This is a genomic window from Bacillus sp. JZ34 (assembly GCF_053903205.1).
In genome coordinates this window covers 1,012,110-1,028,683 of the sequence record NZ_CP096403.1, presented here as the reverse complement: position 1 = coordinate 1,028,683, position 16,574 = coordinate 1,012,110, and the positions used below count along the sequence as shown (strand labels likewise).

Annotated in this window: 17 protein-coding genes; 4 read left to right on the top strand and 13 right to left on the bottom strand. The window is 45.0% G+C overall.

Translation table 11 applies throughout. From position 1 onward, the window contains the following. Positions 1–5 precede the first annotated feature (5 nt). From M1D90_RS05115 to M1D90_RS05095, 5 genes are read right to left on the bottom strand one after another with little or no spacing between them, the layout of a single operon-like run. Positions 6–1,607 (bottom strand): hypothetical protein, encoded by a 1,602-nt coding sequence (locus M1D90_RS05115; protein ID WP_229129359.1) that lies wholly within the window; start codon positions 1,605–1,607, stop codon positions 6–8. A gap of 19 nt (positions 1,608–1,626) precedes the next feature. Then, the gene (locus M1D90_RS05110) at positions 1,627–1,950 is read right to left on the bottom strand and encodes a hypothetical protein (RefSeq protein ID WP_003184717.1); all 324 of its coding nucleotides are present in this window, start codon (positions 1,948–1,950) and stop codon (positions 1,627–1,629) included. Beyond that, positions 1,947–2,654: a DUF5081 family protein gene (locus tag M1D90_RS05105; RefSeq protein ID WP_456283172.1), complete on the bottom strand. Its 708-nt coding sequence runs from the start codon at positions 2,652–2,654 to the stop codon at positions 1,947–1,949. The genes M1D90_RS05110 and M1D90_RS05105 overlap by 4 nt, the downstream gene beginning before the upstream one ends. A gap of 17 nt (positions 2,655–2,671) precedes the next feature. Continuing rightward, positions 2,672–3,022, bottom strand: a complete 351-nt coding sequence (locus M1D90_RS05100) for a WXG100 family type VII secretion target (protein WP_020452734.1) — start codon at positions 3,020–3,022, stop codon at positions 2,672–2,674. Positions 3,023–3,040: 18 nt separating this feature from the next. Continuing rightward, on the bottom strand, positions 3,041–3,400 hold the full coding sequence (locus tag M1D90_RS05095) for a hypothetical protein (protein WP_023856112.1): 360 nt from the start codon (positions 3,398–3,400) through the stop codon (positions 3,041–3,043). Between the two features lie 292 nt (positions 3,401–3,692). Here M1D90_RS05095 and M1D90_RS05090 point away from each other — a divergent pair, with 292 nt between their 5' ends. Next, positions 3,693–3,902, top strand: coding sequence for a zinc ribbon domain-containing protein (locus tag M1D90_RS05090; protein WP_003184724.1), 210 nt, complete (start codon positions 3,693–3,695; stop codon positions 3,900–3,902). A 22-nt stretch (positions 3,903–3,924) separates the two neighbouring features. Then, a complete protein-coding gene (locus M1D90_RS05085) occupies positions 3,925–4,098 on the top strand; it encodes a hypothetical protein (RefSeq protein ID WP_020452736.1) in 174 nt (57 codons plus the stop codon). Positions 4,099–4,118: 20 nt separating this feature from the next. Here the strand turns inward: M1D90_RS05085 and M1D90_RS05080 are convergent, their stop codons facing one another. After that, positions 4,119–5,600: an alkaline phosphatase family protein gene (locus M1D90_RS05080; protein WP_079289170.1), complete on the bottom strand. Its 1,482-nt coding sequence runs from the start codon at positions 5,598–5,600 to the stop codon at positions 4,119–4,121. A 16-nt stretch (positions 5,601–5,616) separates the two neighbouring features. Then, complete coding sequence (locus M1D90_RS05075; protein WP_035337557.1) at positions 5,617–6,750, bottom strand: MGDG synthase family glycosyltransferase; 1,134 nt, start codon at positions 6,748–6,750, stop codon at positions 5,617–5,619. Positions 6,751–6,849: 99 nt separating this feature from the next. Here M1D90_RS05075 and M1D90_RS05070 point away from each other — a divergent pair, with 99 nt between their 5' ends. After that, complete coding sequence (locus M1D90_RS05070; protein WP_023856115.1) at positions 6,850–7,398, top strand: YkoP family protein; 549 nt, start codon at positions 6,850–6,852, stop codon at positions 7,396–7,398. A gap of 45 nt (positions 7,399–7,443) precedes the next feature. Here M1D90_RS05070 and M1D90_RS05065 read toward each other — a convergent pair whose 3' ends face one another. The 3 genes from M1D90_RS05065 to M1D90_RS05055 all read right to left on the bottom strand — a co-directional run bounded on the left by M1D90_RS05065 (position 7,444) and on the right by M1D90_RS05055 (position 10,444). Further along, positions 7,444–8,259 carry a metallophosphoesterase gene (locus M1D90_RS05065; RefSeq protein ID WP_020452740.1) on the bottom strand — a complete coding sequence of 272 codons (816 nt, stop codon included), beginning with the start codon at positions 8,257–8,259 and terminating at the stop codon, positions 7,444–7,446. A gap of 126 nt (positions 8,260–8,385) precedes the next feature. After that, a complete protein-coding gene (locus tag M1D90_RS05060; protein ID WP_023856116.1) occupies positions 8,386–9,216 on the bottom strand; it encodes an undecaprenyl-diphosphate phosphatase in 831 nt (276 codons plus the stop codon). 82 nt (positions 9,217–9,298) lie between these two features. Then, the gene (locus tag M1D90_RS05055) at positions 9,299–10,444 is read right to left on the bottom strand and encodes an AI-2E family transporter (RefSeq protein WP_020452742.1); all 1,146 of its coding nucleotides are present in this window, start codon (positions 10,442–10,444) and stop codon (positions 9,299–9,301) included. Positions 10,445–10,656: 212 nt separating this feature from the next. On the opposite strand from M1D90_RS05055, the gene M1D90_RS05050 reads away from it, so the two are divergent. Further along, on the top strand, positions 10,657–11,643 hold the full coding sequence (locus M1D90_RS05050) for a Gfo/Idh/MocA family protein (RefSeq protein WP_144498826.1): 987 nt from the start codon (positions 10,657–10,659) through the stop codon (positions 11,641–11,643). A gap of 44 nt (positions 11,644–11,687) precedes the next feature. Here the strand turns inward: M1D90_RS05050 and M1D90_RS05045 are convergent, their stop codons facing one another. The 3 genes from M1D90_RS05045 to tlpB (M1D90_RS05035) form a co-directional block, all read right to left on the bottom strand. Continuing rightward, the gene (locus M1D90_RS05045; protein WP_025809689.1) at positions 11,688–12,212 is read right to left on the bottom strand and encodes a type 1 glutamine amidotransferase domain-containing protein; all 525 of its coding nucleotides are present in this window, start codon (positions 12,210–12,212) and stop codon (positions 11,688–11,690) included. 131 nt (positions 12,213–12,343) lie between these two features. Further along, on the bottom strand, positions 12,344–14,326 hold the full coding sequence (gene tlpB / locus M1D90_RS05040) for a methyl-accepting chemotaxis protein TlpB (protein WP_020452745.1): 1,983 nt from the start codon (positions 14,324–14,326) through the stop codon (positions 12,344–12,346). A 133-nt stretch (positions 14,327–14,459) separates the two neighbouring features. After that, a complete protein-coding gene (gene tlpB, locus M1D90_RS05035) occupies positions 14,460–16,445 on the bottom strand; it encodes a methyl-accepting chemotaxis protein TlpB (RefSeq protein WP_026580033.1) in 1,986 nt (661 codons plus the stop codon). Positions 16,446–16,574 lie beyond the last annotated feature (129 nt).

The window sequence follows — 16,574 nt, the reverse complement described above, 5'->3', positions numbered from 1 at the left end:
TTTAATCACCTCAGTTTAGACGGTACAAAATTGTCATCTAAATCTATAATCCAAAATAAATCCTTCGAGTCTTTTCGTAAATCTTTTGATTTCGGGATTTTCAATTTACTATCAAATGAGCTTACTTCACCAGTTCTTGAGTTTTGATAGTAATGTATCTTTCCCTCTCCAAACTCTGTTTTATATGAATATATCGATTCCATTTTCCACCAATCACTAATGTTCGAACCATCTTTAGTCAATATATCAACTGCCTTTTGATCCCATAAGTCGGCTCCATTAATTATTTTTTTTGAGTTGCTTATTATATCACCTTTTAATAATTCCTTTTTTAGTAGTTGATATGCATATACATCAATAGAAACTGGATTATATTTTTCCGAACTATTTGTTGTCTTAGCACCAGAAGAACTACTCCCTTTGCCGACTTTCCCAGCCTCAATCTCCTTCTCAACCCGCTGAATCGAATCCTGCATCTTCGCTTTCGACGCCTTATGGGCGTCGTTGACGTGGGCGGAGTAATTGGACCCTTTTCGGACGAGGGTGCCGCCGGCTCCTGCTTCTGCACCGCGGGCAATATCGCTCAAAGCGTCGGCGCTTTTGGCGAATTGTTTTTTGATGGCGAAGCCTGCGTCGTTGAGTCGGTCTTGAGCTTTCAGCCCATTCACCTTCATGCGGTTCGCCCAGATGTTTTTGCTGTCTTTAAAAGATTGTACCATATGTTCTGTTTTGCTTGAAATTTGGCCGATTGTGGCTGCGCTTTTAAATGTACCTTTTGCCGCGGCTGCCCCCGGGATGATGTCAAGGGCGCCGAACACGCCTCTTTCAACCCTTTCGTCTGTGTTTAACTCCCGTTGTGTCATCCAGTCTTTTCCGGTTGCGGCGCTCGAAATATTGGCTCCTCCGTAGGCGACGGCCACCGTGAGACCGGCCGGTGCACAAAAGATGGTGAGCACGATGATGCCTGCACCGGCCAGAAGATCCCGCCACAATTCCTGATTCTTTTGGACATCTCCGATTGATTCGTATTCAAATCCGCGGGAAGAGGCAATCGCTTTCATGTATTCTTCATACGATAATTCGATGTCGGGGTGGTTGATCTGGAATTCTTCAAATTCTTTGCTCAGTACGTGATCAAACGATTCCGAGTCTTTGAAGATATCATTTACGCTCACTTTCGCTTTGTCGGTTTCGACCGCTTGTTTGGACATGCCGTATCCGACGTAAGTGGTTTCCTTGGAGCCGATCCGGTTCGCGGTCGTGTAATTATGTATCGTCAGTCCGCGCATTTTTTCGGCGAACGCGTCTATTTTTTTATAAAAAGGGCTGTCAATGTGATCTTCCACCAAACTGCCGGCTTTCAGGCAAAAGTCAGCCAGCTTTTGATAATCCTTAAACAGTTCCTCGATCTTGCTTTTTTTGCTTGTGTGGGTAAAGCTGATCGACCTGTCGCTGTCCTTGTCTTTGATTTTGGATTCGATATCTTCCAAGAGATCGTTGAGTTTGATAAGGCCGGCTTTCATACCGCCGCCATATGGTCCGCCCGTCAGCGCATCGAGCCCGTCTTTCATGCCCTGCCATTCTTCCGGTACGTATTTCACATCCATTTAGATGATCGCCTCATTTCTATTTCTGAATCTTGTAGAGTTTTTGAAGCTCTTTATCTGTTTCATACATTTTCTCCATCGCATAACTGACAATATGGGAAGCTATACAGTAATTATCAAACAGCTCCATCGTCTTCCCGAGAATATCCGCGTAGCTTTCAATCGCTTTTGATGCCTGTCCGGCTTTATAAAAATCGGATTCTGAAAGGTTTTTGATTTCTTTCTGAACCCCTTCTGTATAAATATCGCAGATGCTTTTCAGCTTATTGGAAATGGTGATCATTTCTTCAAACTCGAGATGGATGTTTGTACCGCCGCCTCCTGCTCCGCCTTCTGCATTCATAGCATCGCCCTCCCTGCTCTGAAATTGATGTGCAGTGCGTCATAGATCCGGTTGTTCACAATATAAAGGCTGATCCATTCATATCGATCATTTAAAGGATCAACCGAGATGAAATCTTCGCCTTTTGTAAAGTAAAGTGTTGTCGTCTGGAAACCGGTGTCTGCCGGTTTTTGCTGCGAGGCAAGCTTGAACGTTTCCACAGCAAGAACTTCTTTTTGATCAAGATCCATTGCCCTGACTTCGGCTTTTTCAGCGGCGCTCATCGGTTTTGTCAAAAAAGCGAGGTCTTGATCACGCGGCTCTCTTACTAAAAATGACACGTTGGAAATAAGCGATAAATAAACTTCGCGCTTTTCCAAATAATCTAATGTGTAGCCTTTGCCCTGGCTTCTTTCAGTCAGAGCGACAACGCGCTCCTCATCGTCCGGCAAAAATGCGCACATGACGTTATTAAAGCGCACGAATTCTTCGCTTTCTTGATATTGCTTCAGCAGCTTAATCAGAAAAAAAGCGGTCTTGGTCAGCTTGCCTTCCTTTAAAAGGATGCCTTTTTCAATCAGGCTCTCTTTTGCTTTTACTGCACAATCCGGCTCAGCCAAGGCCAGCTGTTCGCGTTCCGGAAGACCGAATATGTAGGTAACTCCGGCTGCTCCTGCTAAAACATAAAGTTCTGCCGCCGACAGCGTATCTGCTTTCACCTGCATGTCATTCTCCTTCCCTGTTATAAGTTTTTGATTTCCTGCACTTCACTGAGCTTTGAAAAATCGTCGATGTGCATTTGCAGTGCATCTAATGCAGCCGTATGATCTTTCAAGGCGTCTTTCATATCGGCATTCAATTCGATAATCAGCTCAAGGTAGCTTAAGAATGCGTCGCGGGTTTTTCCGCTCCATTTTCCGCTTTCAACATACGCTTTCAATTCCTTTGCTTTTTTCAGCGAGTCGCCAACATGTTTTTCGATCGCTTTCGCATGGGAATGCGCTTTTATTGTTCCATTATGTGAAATTTTCACAGTCTCTCCGCTTACTTTCGGATTGGCCGCTTGATAGTTGTAGTATCCATATCCGTCCATGACTCGGCTGTTCCTCCTCTACGCCTTTTTCTCTTCAGCTTCAGCTTTTGCTTTATAATACTCCCACTTGCTTTTCGCCTTCGACTTGGCGCTTTGAATGTCATCGACCATATCTTTAAAATGCTTGACCAATTCCTTCAGCTTGGCATCCTTTTCATGGCGTGTATCCTCAAATTCGTGGGAAGGGATTTTCAAGTCCGGGAGATTGCTGTTGTATGCTTTCAAACTTGCATCAACTTCTGCTAATTTCGTCTTAACATCGCTTTCTTTATCAGATAAAAAGTCGTATAAATTTTTATACTCGTCGCGTTTTCGTTCATTTTCCGTGTAGGATATGTGCAAAAAGTTGCCTACTGAATCCCAAAAACCTTCGCTCAAAGCAGCTGCCCCTTTCATTTATCCTAGTCAATAAAAACTATTTTCCTGTAGTGGATGATATTGTAATAGGTTTATCTTACAGGATGGTCCTAGGCGAATGAATAGGTTAAAAGGATTGTTTTTTCGACGAAAAAATAAAATAACCGGTCTTCGAGAGATTTTTATAAGCAAAAAGGATCAGTCCGTTTTCCCCTCTTTTCCGACCGGTCATTTCCTGAGAAATATTTTCTTTTGAAGAACATTCCATTATAATGAAGTTGGTTGGATTTTACATCATGAAAGGAGAAGCGCTATGCGTGAACATAAAGGATGTATCAAGTGCGGAAGTACAGATGCGGGGCAAAAAGAAATCGCGACGACCGGCACCGGCCTGTCAAAATTGTTCGATGTGCAGCATAACCGTTTTCTCGTCGTTTATTGCAAAAACTGCGGGTATTCGGAACTGTACAACAAACAATCTTCAACCGCCGGAAACATTCTCGACCTGTTCTTTGGAGGATGACGGCCCGAAAGGAGAAACGGTTATGAGAGAAAAATACGGATTATTGATTGCCATATTTATTTTGGCTTTATGTGTGCACTCCAATATCGTCGTAGAACATGCACTCTTACAGGCGATCATAAAAACAGTCTCACTATTCGTGATGATCGCTTCGGCGCTTGCAGCATTTGTCAAAGGCATCAGACAGCCGTCATAATCACTGAGAGAGGGGGTTAGTCATTGCCCCGTTCCCAGTGATTTGACTAAATCGAGAATCCATTCTTTCACGTCGACAAGGCGATTGTATGCCGGCTTTGTATCGGTTCCGGTGATGATCATGGATACGAGGGAGTCCTGCTTGTGCAATGCACCGTGGCTGGCTCCTCCGACGTGCGTCGGCGACCCTTCGCCGATAAATTCGTATCCAGGCTTTGCATTGGCGATCAAAAAGTCGCCTTCATGCGAAAAAAATGAAGTGTACAGTCTGGCCAGCGCATCGGGAAACTTTCCGTATCTCATGCTGCTTTGCTCGACCGTCAAATCGAGAATGTTTACATCCCCTTCCAGCGTCCACGTTTGTCCAAATTCATCCGTGTACTTGCCTCCCGGCCGAAATGTGAGCTTCCCGTGCTGCTCCCCCGAAACGACCTCAATTGAATCCGTTTCATTTTTCCAGCCGATGATGTCGATCCTCTCGTCCTGTTGCAGAATATCCGCGATCCTCGTGAGCGGAAGCTTCGCTTTATCGAGCGAATAGATAAACGCCATTCTTTCGTTAACGGCAAGAACGATGTCGTCATCGTCTGCCACGCCTTTCTTTAATTTCACAATGCGAAAGGCGTCTAGAAGACTTCTCAAATCAATCAATGCTTCTTTTTTATTGCCGCTGATCCAGGCCTGTCCGTTATCCCCCATCACGATCCAAATGTGATCTTTTAAAGCGGCTTCCCATGACGGAAAGCTGTCTAAAATCTTTTGAACATGCCGGTCTGCTTTCGCGACCCCTGCTGCGTCGTTTCTCCCGTGTTTATGTACGTGCTGGTCGAGATCGGGAAAATAGACGAGTGCAAGAGGCGGCACTTTGTTTGTTTTGATCAGATGAACCAATTCATTCGCAGAAAACCGGTCATTAAAGCCGAATTTTTTGAAAAGCGAGCGGTTTGCCGGATTCACTTTGGAAAAACCGCCGTACGAGAACAGCTGGGACGTGTTGATTTTGACTGATTGGTTTAACCCGGAAATTATTGAAAAAAGAAAAGGAACCTGTAAATAGCCGTCCCGGCTCCCCCTGTGCAAAAGCGCATTGATCGAGCACGTTTCAATTCCTTTTTCATCAAGCTCTTCGTGAAGCGTCTTCACCTGTTGGCTTAAATGAACCTGATTCAAATTGTAAAAGACGTCTCTGGAGGATTGTTTGATGCCTAATTTCAGAAGCTCTCGAATATGGCTGCCATAATTGATGATCCGTTTTTCCTTCGCGTTGTACCACACAAGACCCGGAACTTTATGGCGGTCGCTGCTCGCCCCTGTAAGCAATGTGCTGTCAACATTGACGGACATCGTCGGAAAAGGGCTGATCATATCAGGGACATAGCGCCCGTTTTCCAGAAAATATCGCAGACCAGGAGCCTGTCCGGTTTTCACGGCTTCTTGAAGCGATTCATCCATTAATGAATCAATCAGCAACATGACGACTGATTTCTTGCGGCTCTCAGACATCGTTCTTCCTCCTTCCTTATACGTGAGCATTCCCTAAACCGCTCCGGTTATGAATGATCCCGTCTAAAATGTCGCTGATATCCCGGTCCGATTTTTCACGCAAATATTGACCAACGCTCATTTGATAGCGTCTGATGTCTTCTTCCGAACGGAAAAAGGAGAGCAGCTGCTGTTCAATCGGCTCCTGTTTTTGCTGATTCAGTTCAATGACAAGGTTTTTCTTTTTCAGAATATCGAGATTCATCTCTTCCTGTCCGGGCAGCGCATGGTAGATAAATACCGGAAGCTGTTTTTCAATGCACTCGCTGATCGTGACGCCGCCGGGCTTCGTCATGATGCCTGACGCCTCCTCGTATAAACGGTTCATTTCTGCTTTGCTTTCGATATAAGGCAGCGCTGTAATGTATGGATTGTTTAAATCATGAACATACCGGTAGAGCTTTCGGTTTTTTCCGCATAGTATTTGGTATGCGACATCCCCATTCGGCGACAGCTCCTGCACAAGCTTAAAAATGCCGCCCACCCCCATGCTTCCGCCGGTTATGAGGATGTTGCACACCGCTTTTTTGTCCCCGTTCTGCCCAGGCTTTCTCTCCATTTTATAGGAACGATGCACGGGTATTCCGGTCAAAAAAATCTTCTCTTCATCAACGCCTTCTGCGATCAGCTGTTCTTTGATGTCTTTGATCGGCGCAAAATGATAATCAATCTTTTCTCTTCCCCAAATTCGGTTGACGAAAAAATCGGTATAAACATTGACCACTTTCATGTCGGGAAATCGGCCTTTTAAGCGGTTCAGCAAATAGGAGGGCAATGCATGCGTACAGAACACGATATCAGGCTTTTTTTCCGCAATGATCTGCTGCATATCCTTCAAAAAGATCAGCTCGTACAAGAGGTGGCGCTTTGCGGTTTGATGGCGCCCGCACGCCAGGAGATGATAGACCGAGCTGTAGACTTTCGGAAAATACTGAATCCATGACAAATACGCCGCAGAAGAGGCTTTTTCAAGCCGCCGATAAGCATGTGAAAAAATGTCGATTTTTTCACATTGATGGGATTTGAGAAGCAGTTCTGCCTGCAGTGAATCGGCAACGTGATGATGACCGGTGGAAATGCTTAAAAAAGGGAAAATCAGAATCTTTGTCATCTCCATCCTCCATTTCAGAAGAAAAATGTTTTCCATTTATATTTTTCAAATATCCAGCCAAAATATAAGTGTATTTTTTCAGGAAAGGAAAGTGGCGACTTGAGAAACTGTTTTTTGTCGATTTGGAGTGTAATTGACCCGTTTTATTATTTTTTTTCAAGACTGACACTCATTGATCAAACGAAATCGAGCATTTTTCGCGTCCGTCTCACAAGGTACAAAGGGATCGATGTGGTGTTAAACGATGGGACGGTTATTAAGAAGAACGATGTTCTGATCAAAATTCATCTGCATAATATTAAGCTGATCAAAGAGCTTCAAAATATTGAGAGCGCTGTCAGAAGAGGCATCCTCATTTATCAAAAGGCGTACTTTTCAATGCCGATCCTGGCCGAATATGTTAAAAATCATCACCGGACAGACCAAATCAAAGGCATCATCGGCATTACGACGCTGCATAAAGGCGTTGAAAGGCTCGGTTTTGAAGCCGTTGAGCCCGCAAACCAGTTTTACAGAGTCTTTAAAAAACTGACGCAGATTCCGATTTTATATTTAACAACAAAGCAATTTTCTCTTCGTAAAATTCCTCCTTCCCAATATTTGTTTATCTCGAAAGAAAAATTGTTCAAGTCCTATCTGCAGAAATAACAAAAAAAGAGACTGATCCCTCAAAACAGGAACAGCCTCTTCTTTTTATGAAATGTGATGGAACGTCATTTCCGGACGGCTTCCAATGCGGATATTCGCTCCCGTCTGGCCCAATCCCTCGCTGATATAAAACGGTTTGTCATGATGATAGTGAAGACCTTTAATCATATTCATTCGCACAAGCTTTCCCATCTTCAGAAGATGATAAGGCTTCGGCCAATGAATCTGACCGCCGTGAAAGTGCCCTGACAGAAGATAGTCAAAGTGAAATTCCTGCATATCAAGCACAACGTTCGGATCATGCGTCAATACAAGGTTGTACCCTTCCTTCAGCTCTTTATATGAAGCGGCAATATCGCTTCGCTTCGTGCTGTAATCATCAATCCCGATAATGTTGAGTGCCTCACCTTCCACTTCAATCGAGACATGCTGATTTCGAAGGGTGATGCATCCGTTATCTTCCAGCACACGTTTCAGCTTCCGAAAGTGTTCACCTTTCAATACGTAGTCATGGTTGCCGAATACAGCGTACATCCCGTATGCCGGCTTTAGTTTTTGCAAAGCTTTTAAGTAGTTTGCAAGCTTTGGTATATTTCGTTTCCTATCAAGAAAATCTCCTGTTAAAGCAATGAGATCCACTCGTTTTTTATTGGCAAGTTCAAGAATCTGTTCAGGTGAAATCGAAATGTTTTCTAAATGAAGATCAGACAGATGAAGAATGTTCAGCTTTTTCTTTAAAGCGGGAGCCTGGACGCGCTCGACCGAAATCGTGTTGACTTTCACATCTTTTGTATTGTGGTTCGCTTTATAAAAAATAGGCATTAAACCTAAGATAATCAATAGACATGCGATAATAAACATTTCAATATCTCCTCCCTCTTACTAGTATAGTAAGTTGGCAGGCAGTTTTATAGTGGGAAATAATAGGATATCATTCTTTTTACCTATAATAAAAACCGATTTCCAGCTGGAAATCGGTTCGTAATTTTACAGAAACAAAATGAACAGAAGAAGCCCTAAAATGATGCGATAGATGGCAAACGGGACAAGCTTGATCTTATTGATCAGCCTGAGGAAAAAGCGGACGACAAAAAGAGCGACAATAAAAGCGCTGATAAACCCTGTAATAAAGAAAGGAAACAGGTCTGCACTTAAATATGCCCAGTTTTTAATTAAAGAGAGCAGGCTGGCTCCCATCATGATCGGAATCGCCATGATGAAGGTGAAATCGGCGGCCGCTCTGTGGTTCAAGCCGAGAATAACACCGCCCGAAATCGTCGAACCCGAGCGCGAGAAGCCCGGCCAGAGCGCCAGACATTGAAACAGCCCCATACCGAGTGCCTGCTTATACGTCATCCGGTCAACCGAATCTGTCGTCTCCGTGCGCCGGTTAATCCAGTCGGCCCCGAGCATCAGCACCGCGCCGGCGATGAGACCGACCGCAACGGTGTGTACGGAAAACAGGTACTGATCAATATAGTCTTCGAATAAAAAGCCGAGCACAGCGGCGGGAACAAGTCCTACAGCGATTTGGGCAATGGAAAGGCGGTTTCCCGATTTTTGCTCTTCCGTCATGTTTTTCTTCACACCTAAGAGGTTGAGAATCCGGTCTTTAAATACGATGGCGACAGCGAGGATGGAGCCGAGCTGAATCACGACTTTAAAGGTATTCGCCGCCTCAGGCGTGAGCAGTTCTTTCGATTTCAGCCAGACGTCGTCAACAATGATCATATGCCCTGTTGACGAAACAGGGGCATATTCTGTTAATCCTTCAACAATTCCGAGTATGATGGCGACAAAAATATCCCAAATGTTCATATGTCATTCCTTTCGCTTCATAAAACTTGTCCTCTAATAAACTATTTATATCGCCTTTAAAAGCCGATTATGCAAGCGGGATTTAGACTTCTTCGTTTTTTTCATAAAGGTGTGAACGCTGTTTAAACCATTCAAACAAATGCGTGACCACCACTTTGATGACCGCGTATCCGGGGATGGCGAGAATGACGCCGATCACGCCGAACAGCTTGGCTGCCGTCAGCAGCACAAAGATGATCGTTACCGGATGGATGTGCAGGTTTTTTCCCATAATTTGCGGCGAAATAAATTTTCCTTCAAACAGCTGCACCACAGTCCATACGATGATCAGCTTCACAAGCATAAACGGGGAAGTAACCAGGGCAATAATGATTGCCGGCGTGATCGCAATCGTCGGTCCGAGATACGGAACGATGCTCGTACACGCCGCCACAAGGGCCAATAAGGAAGCGTAATCAAGACCGATGATCATATATCCGATAAACAATAGGCAGCCGATACAGAAGCTGACGATGATCTGCCCCCTGATATACGAACTGAGCCGGTGATTCATCTCGGACATCATCACATACGTCTGTTCCCGCAAGCGGACCGGTACGAGCTTCAAAATAAAGAGCGGCAGTTTTTTACCATCTTTCAATAAGTAAAACAGGATAAACGGCACGGTCACAATTGAAATCACGACTTCTGTAACAGCGCCTATGAACGTTCCCACTCCGGTAAATGTGCTGTTTAAAATTGTGGTGGCTTGATCGGATAATTTGCTTGCCAAATCGGTCAGATTGATGTTCAGCGTCTGCTGGACTTGATTAAAAAACTGGCTTCCGATCAGCTGTTTAATTTGGTCTTCCACAATGTGGACATACCTTGGGAAATTATCGACAAGGCTTGTGATCTGTTCCCTTAACAGCGGGATAACGGAGACGATCAAAATCGTGATCAGACCGATGATCACGATATAGAGAAGAAGAATCGAATAAATCCTTTTCACATTTTTCCGCTCTAGAAAATCAACGATCGGATTTAACAAATAATAAACGACACCTGTCAGTACGACAGGCAGAGCGATGGTTTCCACAAGGACGATGAAAGGCGTGAAAATAAACGATGCTTTTGTAAATACAAGGATGTTCAATCCGATCAAGAGCAGAACGAGCAGAAACAAAACGAATTTATTGTCTAAAAAAAACTTCTTAAATCTGCCGCCCCACATATTCAAAGAGTCCATGGCGATCCTCCATTAACGTTGGTTTTATACATTAAATTGTACACTATTACTCCTCATACTAAAAATAAAACCATTGCTATTGGTCTTTTTTTCCGCTTGCAAATGTTTATTGATGATATACATATACGCCGGTGCTTCCGGCTTTTTGTCTTTCGCCGGCAAAAGAAAACACTGTATAATAAACATATCCTACAGCGAAAGGGGAAAATAGCATGATACGGTTCGGGGTAGTCGGAACAAATTGGATCACCGACCGGTTTCTTGAAGCGGCCCGTTTGGTCGGCGATTTTCAATTAACCGCGGTATATTCAAGGAGCGGGGAGCGCGGACGTGAATTCGCGCAAAAATACGGGGCCGAGGCGGTTTTTACCGATATCAGCGAAATGGCTGAGAGCGATGTTATTGATGCGGTATATATCGCAAGTCCCAACTCTTTACATAAAGAACAGGCCGTCACATTCATGAAAAGCGGAAAGCACGTCCTGTGCGAAAAACCGCTTGCGTCCCATGTCAAAGAAGCGGAAGAAATGGTAAAAACAGCGCAGGAACACCGCGTGACATTTATGGAAGCGATGAAAACGACATTTCTTCCGAATTTTAAAAACATCGAACGCAACCTGCACAAAATCGGCAAAGTCCGCCGTTTTACAGCCAGCTACTGTCAATACTCTTCCCGCTATGACGCCTATAGAAACGGAACCATCTTAAACGCATTTAACCCGGCTTTATCGAACGGTTCCCTGATGGATATCGGCGTCTATTGCGTCCATCCCGCGATCGTCCTGTTCGGCAAGCCCCTCGAAGTAAAAGCAAACGGGCTGATCCTTGAGTCGGGGGCGGACGGTGAAGGAACAGTGCTGTTAAAATACAAGGAGCATGAAGCTGTTTTGATGCACTCGAAAATCTCCAATTCCTTCACTCCTGCTGAAATTCAAGGGGAGGAAGGCTCTATCGTCATTGATAAAATCCACCGACCTGAAAAAGTCGACATCCGCTATCGGGACGGACGGGTTGAACATCTTACGCTGCCGGATGACAAACCGGCCATGTTTTATGAAACAGAGGAATTCATTCATTTAATTAAACAAGGGCGGATCGAGTCTTCGCTCAACACATTTGAACGCTCTATCAACACCTTGGCTGTCATGGATGAAGCCCGCAAACAGATCGGTCTCGTTTTCCCCGCTGATCAAAAATAAAAAATGAGCCGCCTCGATTCGAATGAACGGGCGGATCATTTGTTTTAGGATTGCGCCAAAAGATCGGCAAAGGCTTTGACATAGATCGGCAGGTCCGGCGGGCGGCGGCTTGACACGATATGACCGTCGACGACCGCTGCTTCATTTACCCATACCGCTCCGGCATTTTCCATATCGTCTTTGATCCCAGGTGTGCTTGTGACCTTCCTGCCTTCCAATATTCCTGCGGAAATCAGCACCCAGCCGGCATGGCAGATTTGCCCGATAGGCTTCTTCCTTTCGTTGAACCACCGAATCATCTCCAGTACCTCGGGATATCTTCTGAGCTTGTCAGGCGCCCAGCCTCCCGGAACCAGAACTGCGTCGTATTCCTCAATATTCACACTTTTCAGCTCATAATCAGAGACAGCAGGTACGCCGTATTTGCCCTTATATTCATGATCCGCTTTTTCACCAATGAGGTGTACGATCGCGCCTTCTTCTCTCAGCCTTAAAACTGGATACCACAGTTCTAAATCTTCGAAGTCATCGCTGACAAGCGCGATCACTTTCTTGCCTTCCAGTCGCATGATTTATCCCTCCTGTACAACCAGTGTACGATAGATGACAGTCTGTTTAAACCTATTTATCCCCTTCCCCGTCCCTTTTTAAAAATGCTTTTCCCGCGTAAAAGGCTACCGGATCGCCGGCAGCCTGATGTTTAGTCAATCTTAAATTTTTTCGTCAAATCGCGCAGTTCTTCAGCCATTTGTTCAAGCGTAGCCGCAGAAGAACTGATTTCTTCCATTGAAGCGAGCTGTTCTTCAGCCGAAGCGGCGATGTCTTGAATGCTTCCTGAGCTTTCACGCGATACGTCTGCAATTTCTTCAACCGCTCCCGCGACATGCTGTGACCCTTCTGACAGCTCTTCAACTGCCGCATTCATCGTCTGCAGCTTGCCCGCGATTTCGTTTGTCATGTCATAAATCTGCTTAAAGCTTGTATCTGTTTCATCTGTGATGGTAAGTCCCGACTGTACTTCACGGTTGACGTCCTGGAACATGTCCAGCGACTTTCCGATCTCATTGACGATTTCCTGAATGAGCGCTTCGATTTCTTTTGCCGATGAGGCGGATTGCTCAGCCAGTTTGCGCACCTCTTCAGCCACTACTGAAAACCCTCTCCCGGCTTCACCGGCTCTTGCGGCTTCAATTGCAGCGTTCAACGCGAGCAAATTCGTCTGATCTGCGATGCCGTTGATCACCCGCAGGATTGCCGTAATGTCTTTTGACTTGCTTTCAAGTCCTTTCACGACGGATTCTGCCTGTTTAACGGAATGATCGATGGAATTCATTTGTCCGACCGTTTTTTGAACAAGCTCTCCGCCTGTACCGGCAATGTCCGTCGATTGAATGGATGATTCTGTAATCGATGCTGAAACTTTGGACATTTCATGCAATTGGCTGTTCATGTCAGCCAGCTGCTGTGCACTGACTTCCACTTTCTCGTTTTGGCTTTCGTTTCCGTTTGAAAATTGTTCGATCGCAGATGTAATATGTTCTGTCGCCTTGCTTGTCTGATCCGCGCTCGCGGTCAGCTGCTCTGACGAAGAAGCGACGTTTTCAACTGATGTCTGAATGACGCTGATTAAAGAGCTCAGCGATTCGGCCATTTCGTTGAAGCTTGATCCGAGCTGTCCGATTTCATCTTTTGAACGGACAGTGATTTTTTGCGTCAAGTCGCCTCCGCTGATGCTTTTCGCAGAGGAAACGAGTTCGCGGAGCGGACCTGTGATCGATCTGATGATGAAAATCATCAGAAGCACACCGATGATGATGCTGACGCCCAACGTAATCAAAGCTGCATTCAACACAGGCTGTGACGCTTCTTTTAGTTCAGTGATATACATGGTTCCGCCGATTTTCCAGCCGGTCAGTTTATTAGTCGCGAATGCCATCTGCTTTTCGCCGTCAGACGTATATTTGATTGTTCCTTTGTCATTGGCGTATACTTTTTCAACCCAGCTGCCTTCGATGTCTGAGCCCGCATCATGTTTCGGGTGGGCGACAAACTTTTTATCGGCACTGGTGATAAAGGCAAAGCCTTTTTTCCCGATGGTCACACGTTCTGTCGCTTTAATGAGCTCTTCGATTTTCATATTGACGGCGACCACGCCGGATCCGTCTTCATGCATCTTGGCGATGGTGATAACCATCGTTCCGGTTGACGCCGTTTTGTAAGGGTCTGTAATAATGACTTCGCCCTTGTGTTCGGCGGCTTTTTTATACCAGTCCCGCTCTACCGGATTATATCCGCTCGGCATTTCCTGATCCGGGTAGCGGATGAACTTTCCGTCCTTTGATCCGGTAAAGATCCCTTCCACATCGGGATGGAGCTTGGCGAACTGTTCGAATTTCACTTTTAAAGCGTCACTTTCTTTTCCTTTAAAAGAGTTTTCTTTAATGAACCCGCTGAAATAGGACATGGCATTTGTTTTCTGGCTGATATTCTGATTGATGATTTCGTTCAGCTGATTAACGTTTTCGCGCGCATTGTCCATGATTTCTCCGTCAAGCGTACTGCTTGCCGTTTGATACGCGCTATAGGAGAGGACGATGATTGGAACAGTTAAAATAAGCAAGAATGAAAGAATTAATTTCTTTGCAATGGAGGGACGTTTCACCCAATTTATAATATTTTCCATAGAATTGTTGACTCCTCTTTTCTGTTATATTTCTAATATCGGATTCTTTTAAAAGTTTTTATACGCGTTTTATAACTTTTTATAGTCTAAAATAACTAAAAAAACATCCGGAGGAAAACCGGATGTTTTAAAGCTATTCAATCTTAAATTTCCGTGTCAAATCACGCAGTTCTTCAGCCAGCTCCGCCAATGTGGTGGAAGATGCGCTGATCTCTTCCATAGAAGCGAGCTGTTCCTCGGCTGAAGCGGCGATGTCCTGAATGCTTGCCGAACTTTCTTTCGATACATCAGCGATTTCTTCGACCGCGCCCGCGACTTGGCGGGAACCTTGCGTCAATTGTTCGACAGCGGCATTCATCGTCTGCAGCTTGCCTGCAATATCATTGGTCATATCGTAAATCGTTTTGAAGCTTGTCTCTGTTTCATCTGTGATTCGAAGTCCTGACTGTACTTCATGATTGACCGATTTGAACATGTTCAGGGAGTTGTCGATTTCCTTGACGATTTCCTGAATTAAATGTTCAATTTCCTTCGCCGAACCGGCGGATTGTGCGGCGAGCTTCCTGACTTCTTCAGCCACTACCGAGAAGCCGCGGCCCGATTCCCCGGCCCTTGCCGCTTCGATCGCTGCATTGAGCGCGAGCAGATTCGTTTGATCGGCGATTCCGTTAATCACACGCAAAATGCTTGTGATGTCTTTTGATTTGGCTTCGAGCCCTTTGACGACCGCTTCCGCTTGCTTGACAGACCGATCGATCGAGTTCATTTGGCCGACCGTCTTCTGAACAAGCTCTTCCCCTTTGCCTGCAATCTCAGTCGATTTCAGCGATGCATCAGTAATCGCGGCTGAAGTTTTTGACATGTCATATAACCCGTCGTTCATTTCATTCAGCTGATGCGAGCTTGCTTCGACTTTTTCTTTCTGGCTTTCATTACCGTCAGAAAATTGTTCAATGGCCATTGTAATATGCTCAGTCGCTTTGCTTGTCTGCTCTGCGCTGGCATGAAGCTCTTCAGATGAAGAAGCTACATTGTCAACTGATGATTGAATGACGCTGATTAAAGAGCGCAGCGATTCGGCCATTTCATTAAAGCTTGTACCGAGCTGACCGAATTCGTCTTTTGAACGGACTGCGATTTTTTGTGTCAAGTCGCCGCCACTGATGCTCTTTGCGGATGACACGAGCTCGCTTAACGGCTTGCTGATTCCGCGGATAATGAAGTAGATGAGAATCCCGCCGAGCACGATCGCGGCTGCCAAAATGATGATCGCCATGTGGAAGACAGGCTGAGCAGCCTCTGATATCTCATCCGTGAACATCGTTCCGCCGATTTTCCAGCCGGTCAGCTTGTTCGTCGTAAAGGCCATTCTCTTTTCTTTTCCTTCAAATGTATATTGAAAATCACCTTTTTCACTGCCGTACATTTTTGTAACCCAGTCGCCTTTGCCTTCGGTTCCGGCTTCGATCTTCGGATGAGCGACATATTTTTTATCATTGCTTGAGATAAACGCAAAGCCGCTTTTTCCGATGTTGACGCGTTCTGTCGCTTTGATAAGTTCATCGATTTTCATGTTAACGGCAACAACCCCTGAGCCGTCCTCCGTCTGCTTTGCAATCGTAACGACCATCGTTCCGGTTGACGCCGTTTTATAAGGGTTTGTGATGATCACTTTTCCTTTATTTTCAACGGCTTGCTTATACCAGTCCCTATCCGCCGGGTTATAATCTTTCGCCATTTTTTCAGCGGGATAGCGGATGAACTTGCCGTCTTTTGAACCTGTGTAGATCGCTTCCACATCCTGGTTCAGCTTGGCGTACTGCTCGAATCTCTCTACAAGTGATGCGTTCCCTTTTTCTTGATAAAGCTTTTCACTCACCCAGCCGCTGAAAAAAGAGACGGCCTGCTCTTTCTTTCCGATATTCTGGTCTATGATCTCATTCAGCTGTTCGACATTATCGCGCGCGCTTCTCATGATTTCCGTTTCAAGAGAGCTTCCCGCCGTTTGGTACGCACTATAGGATAAGGCCAAAATCGGCAAAGTTAAAACCAATATAAAGCTGAAAAACAGCCTTTTTGAGATAGACGGACGTTTAAGCCAGTCCAATACCTTTTTCATTTGATATAACTCCTTTAGCTTCTAGATTATGAAACTAATATCGGAGCTTTCATTTACTTTTGCATATTAAAAAACTTTAAAAAGTATTTCTGAAGATTCTTAAAAAAGAGGCTGACCAGCAGCCTCTTT

Coding starts and splice junctions, on each gene's coding strand:
- M1D90_RS05115 (WP_229129359.1), bottom strand. CDS start 1,607: ATGGATGTGAAATACGTACCGGAAGAATGGCAGGGCATGAAAGACGGG.
- M1D90_RS05110 (WP_003184717.1), bottom strand. CDS start 1,950: ATGAATGCAGAAGGCGGAGCAGGAGGCGGCGGTACAAACATCCATCTC.
- M1D90_RS05105 (WP_456283172.1), bottom strand. CDS start 2,654: ATGCAGGTGAAAGCAGATACGCTGTCGGCGGCAGAACTTTATGTTTTA.
- M1D90_RS05100 (WP_020452734.1), bottom strand. CDS start 3,022: ATGGACGGATATGGATACTACAACTATCAAGCGGCCAATCCGAAAGTA.
- M1D90_RS05090 (WP_003184724.1), top strand. CDS start 3,693: ATGCGTGAACATAAAGGATGTATCAAGTGCGGAAGTACAGATGCGGGG.
- M1D90_RS05085 (WP_020452736.1), top strand. CDS start 3,925: ATGAGAGAAAAATACGGATTATTGATTGCCATATTTATTTTGGCTTTA.
- M1D90_RS05080 (WP_079289170.1), bottom strand. CDS start 5,600: ATGTCTGAGAGCCGCAAGAAATCAGTCGTCATGTTGCTGATTGATTCA.
- M1D90_RS05075 (WP_035337557.1), bottom strand. CDS start 6,750: ATGACAAAGATTCTGATTTTCCCTTTTTTAAGCATTTCCACCGGTCAT.
- M1D90_RS05065 (WP_020452740.1), bottom strand. CDS start 8,259: ATGTTTATTATCGCATGTCTATTGATTATCTTAGGTTTAATGCCTATT.
- M1D90_RS05060 (WP_023856116.1), bottom strand. CDS start 9,216: ATGAACATTTGGGATATTTTTGTCGCCATCATACTCGGAATTGTTGAA.
- M1D90_RS05055 (WP_020452742.1), bottom strand. CDS start 10,444: ATGGACTCTTTGAATATGTGGGGCGGCAGATTTAAGAAGTTTTTTTTA.
- M1D90_RS05050 (WP_144498826.1), top strand. CDS start 10,657: ATGATACGGTTCGGGGTAGTCGGAACAAATTGGATCACCGACCGGTTT.
- M1D90_RS05045 (WP_025809689.1), bottom strand. CDS start 12,212: ATGCGACTGGAAGGCAAGAAAGTGATCGCGCTTGTCAGCGATGACTTC.
- tlpB (WP_020452745.1), bottom strand. CDS start 14,326: ATGGAAAATATTATAAATTGGGTGAAACGTCCCTCCATTGCAAAGAAA.
- tlpB (WP_026580033.1), bottom strand. CDS start 16,445: ATGAAAAAGGTATTGGACTGGCTTAAACGTCCGTCTATCTCAAAAAGG.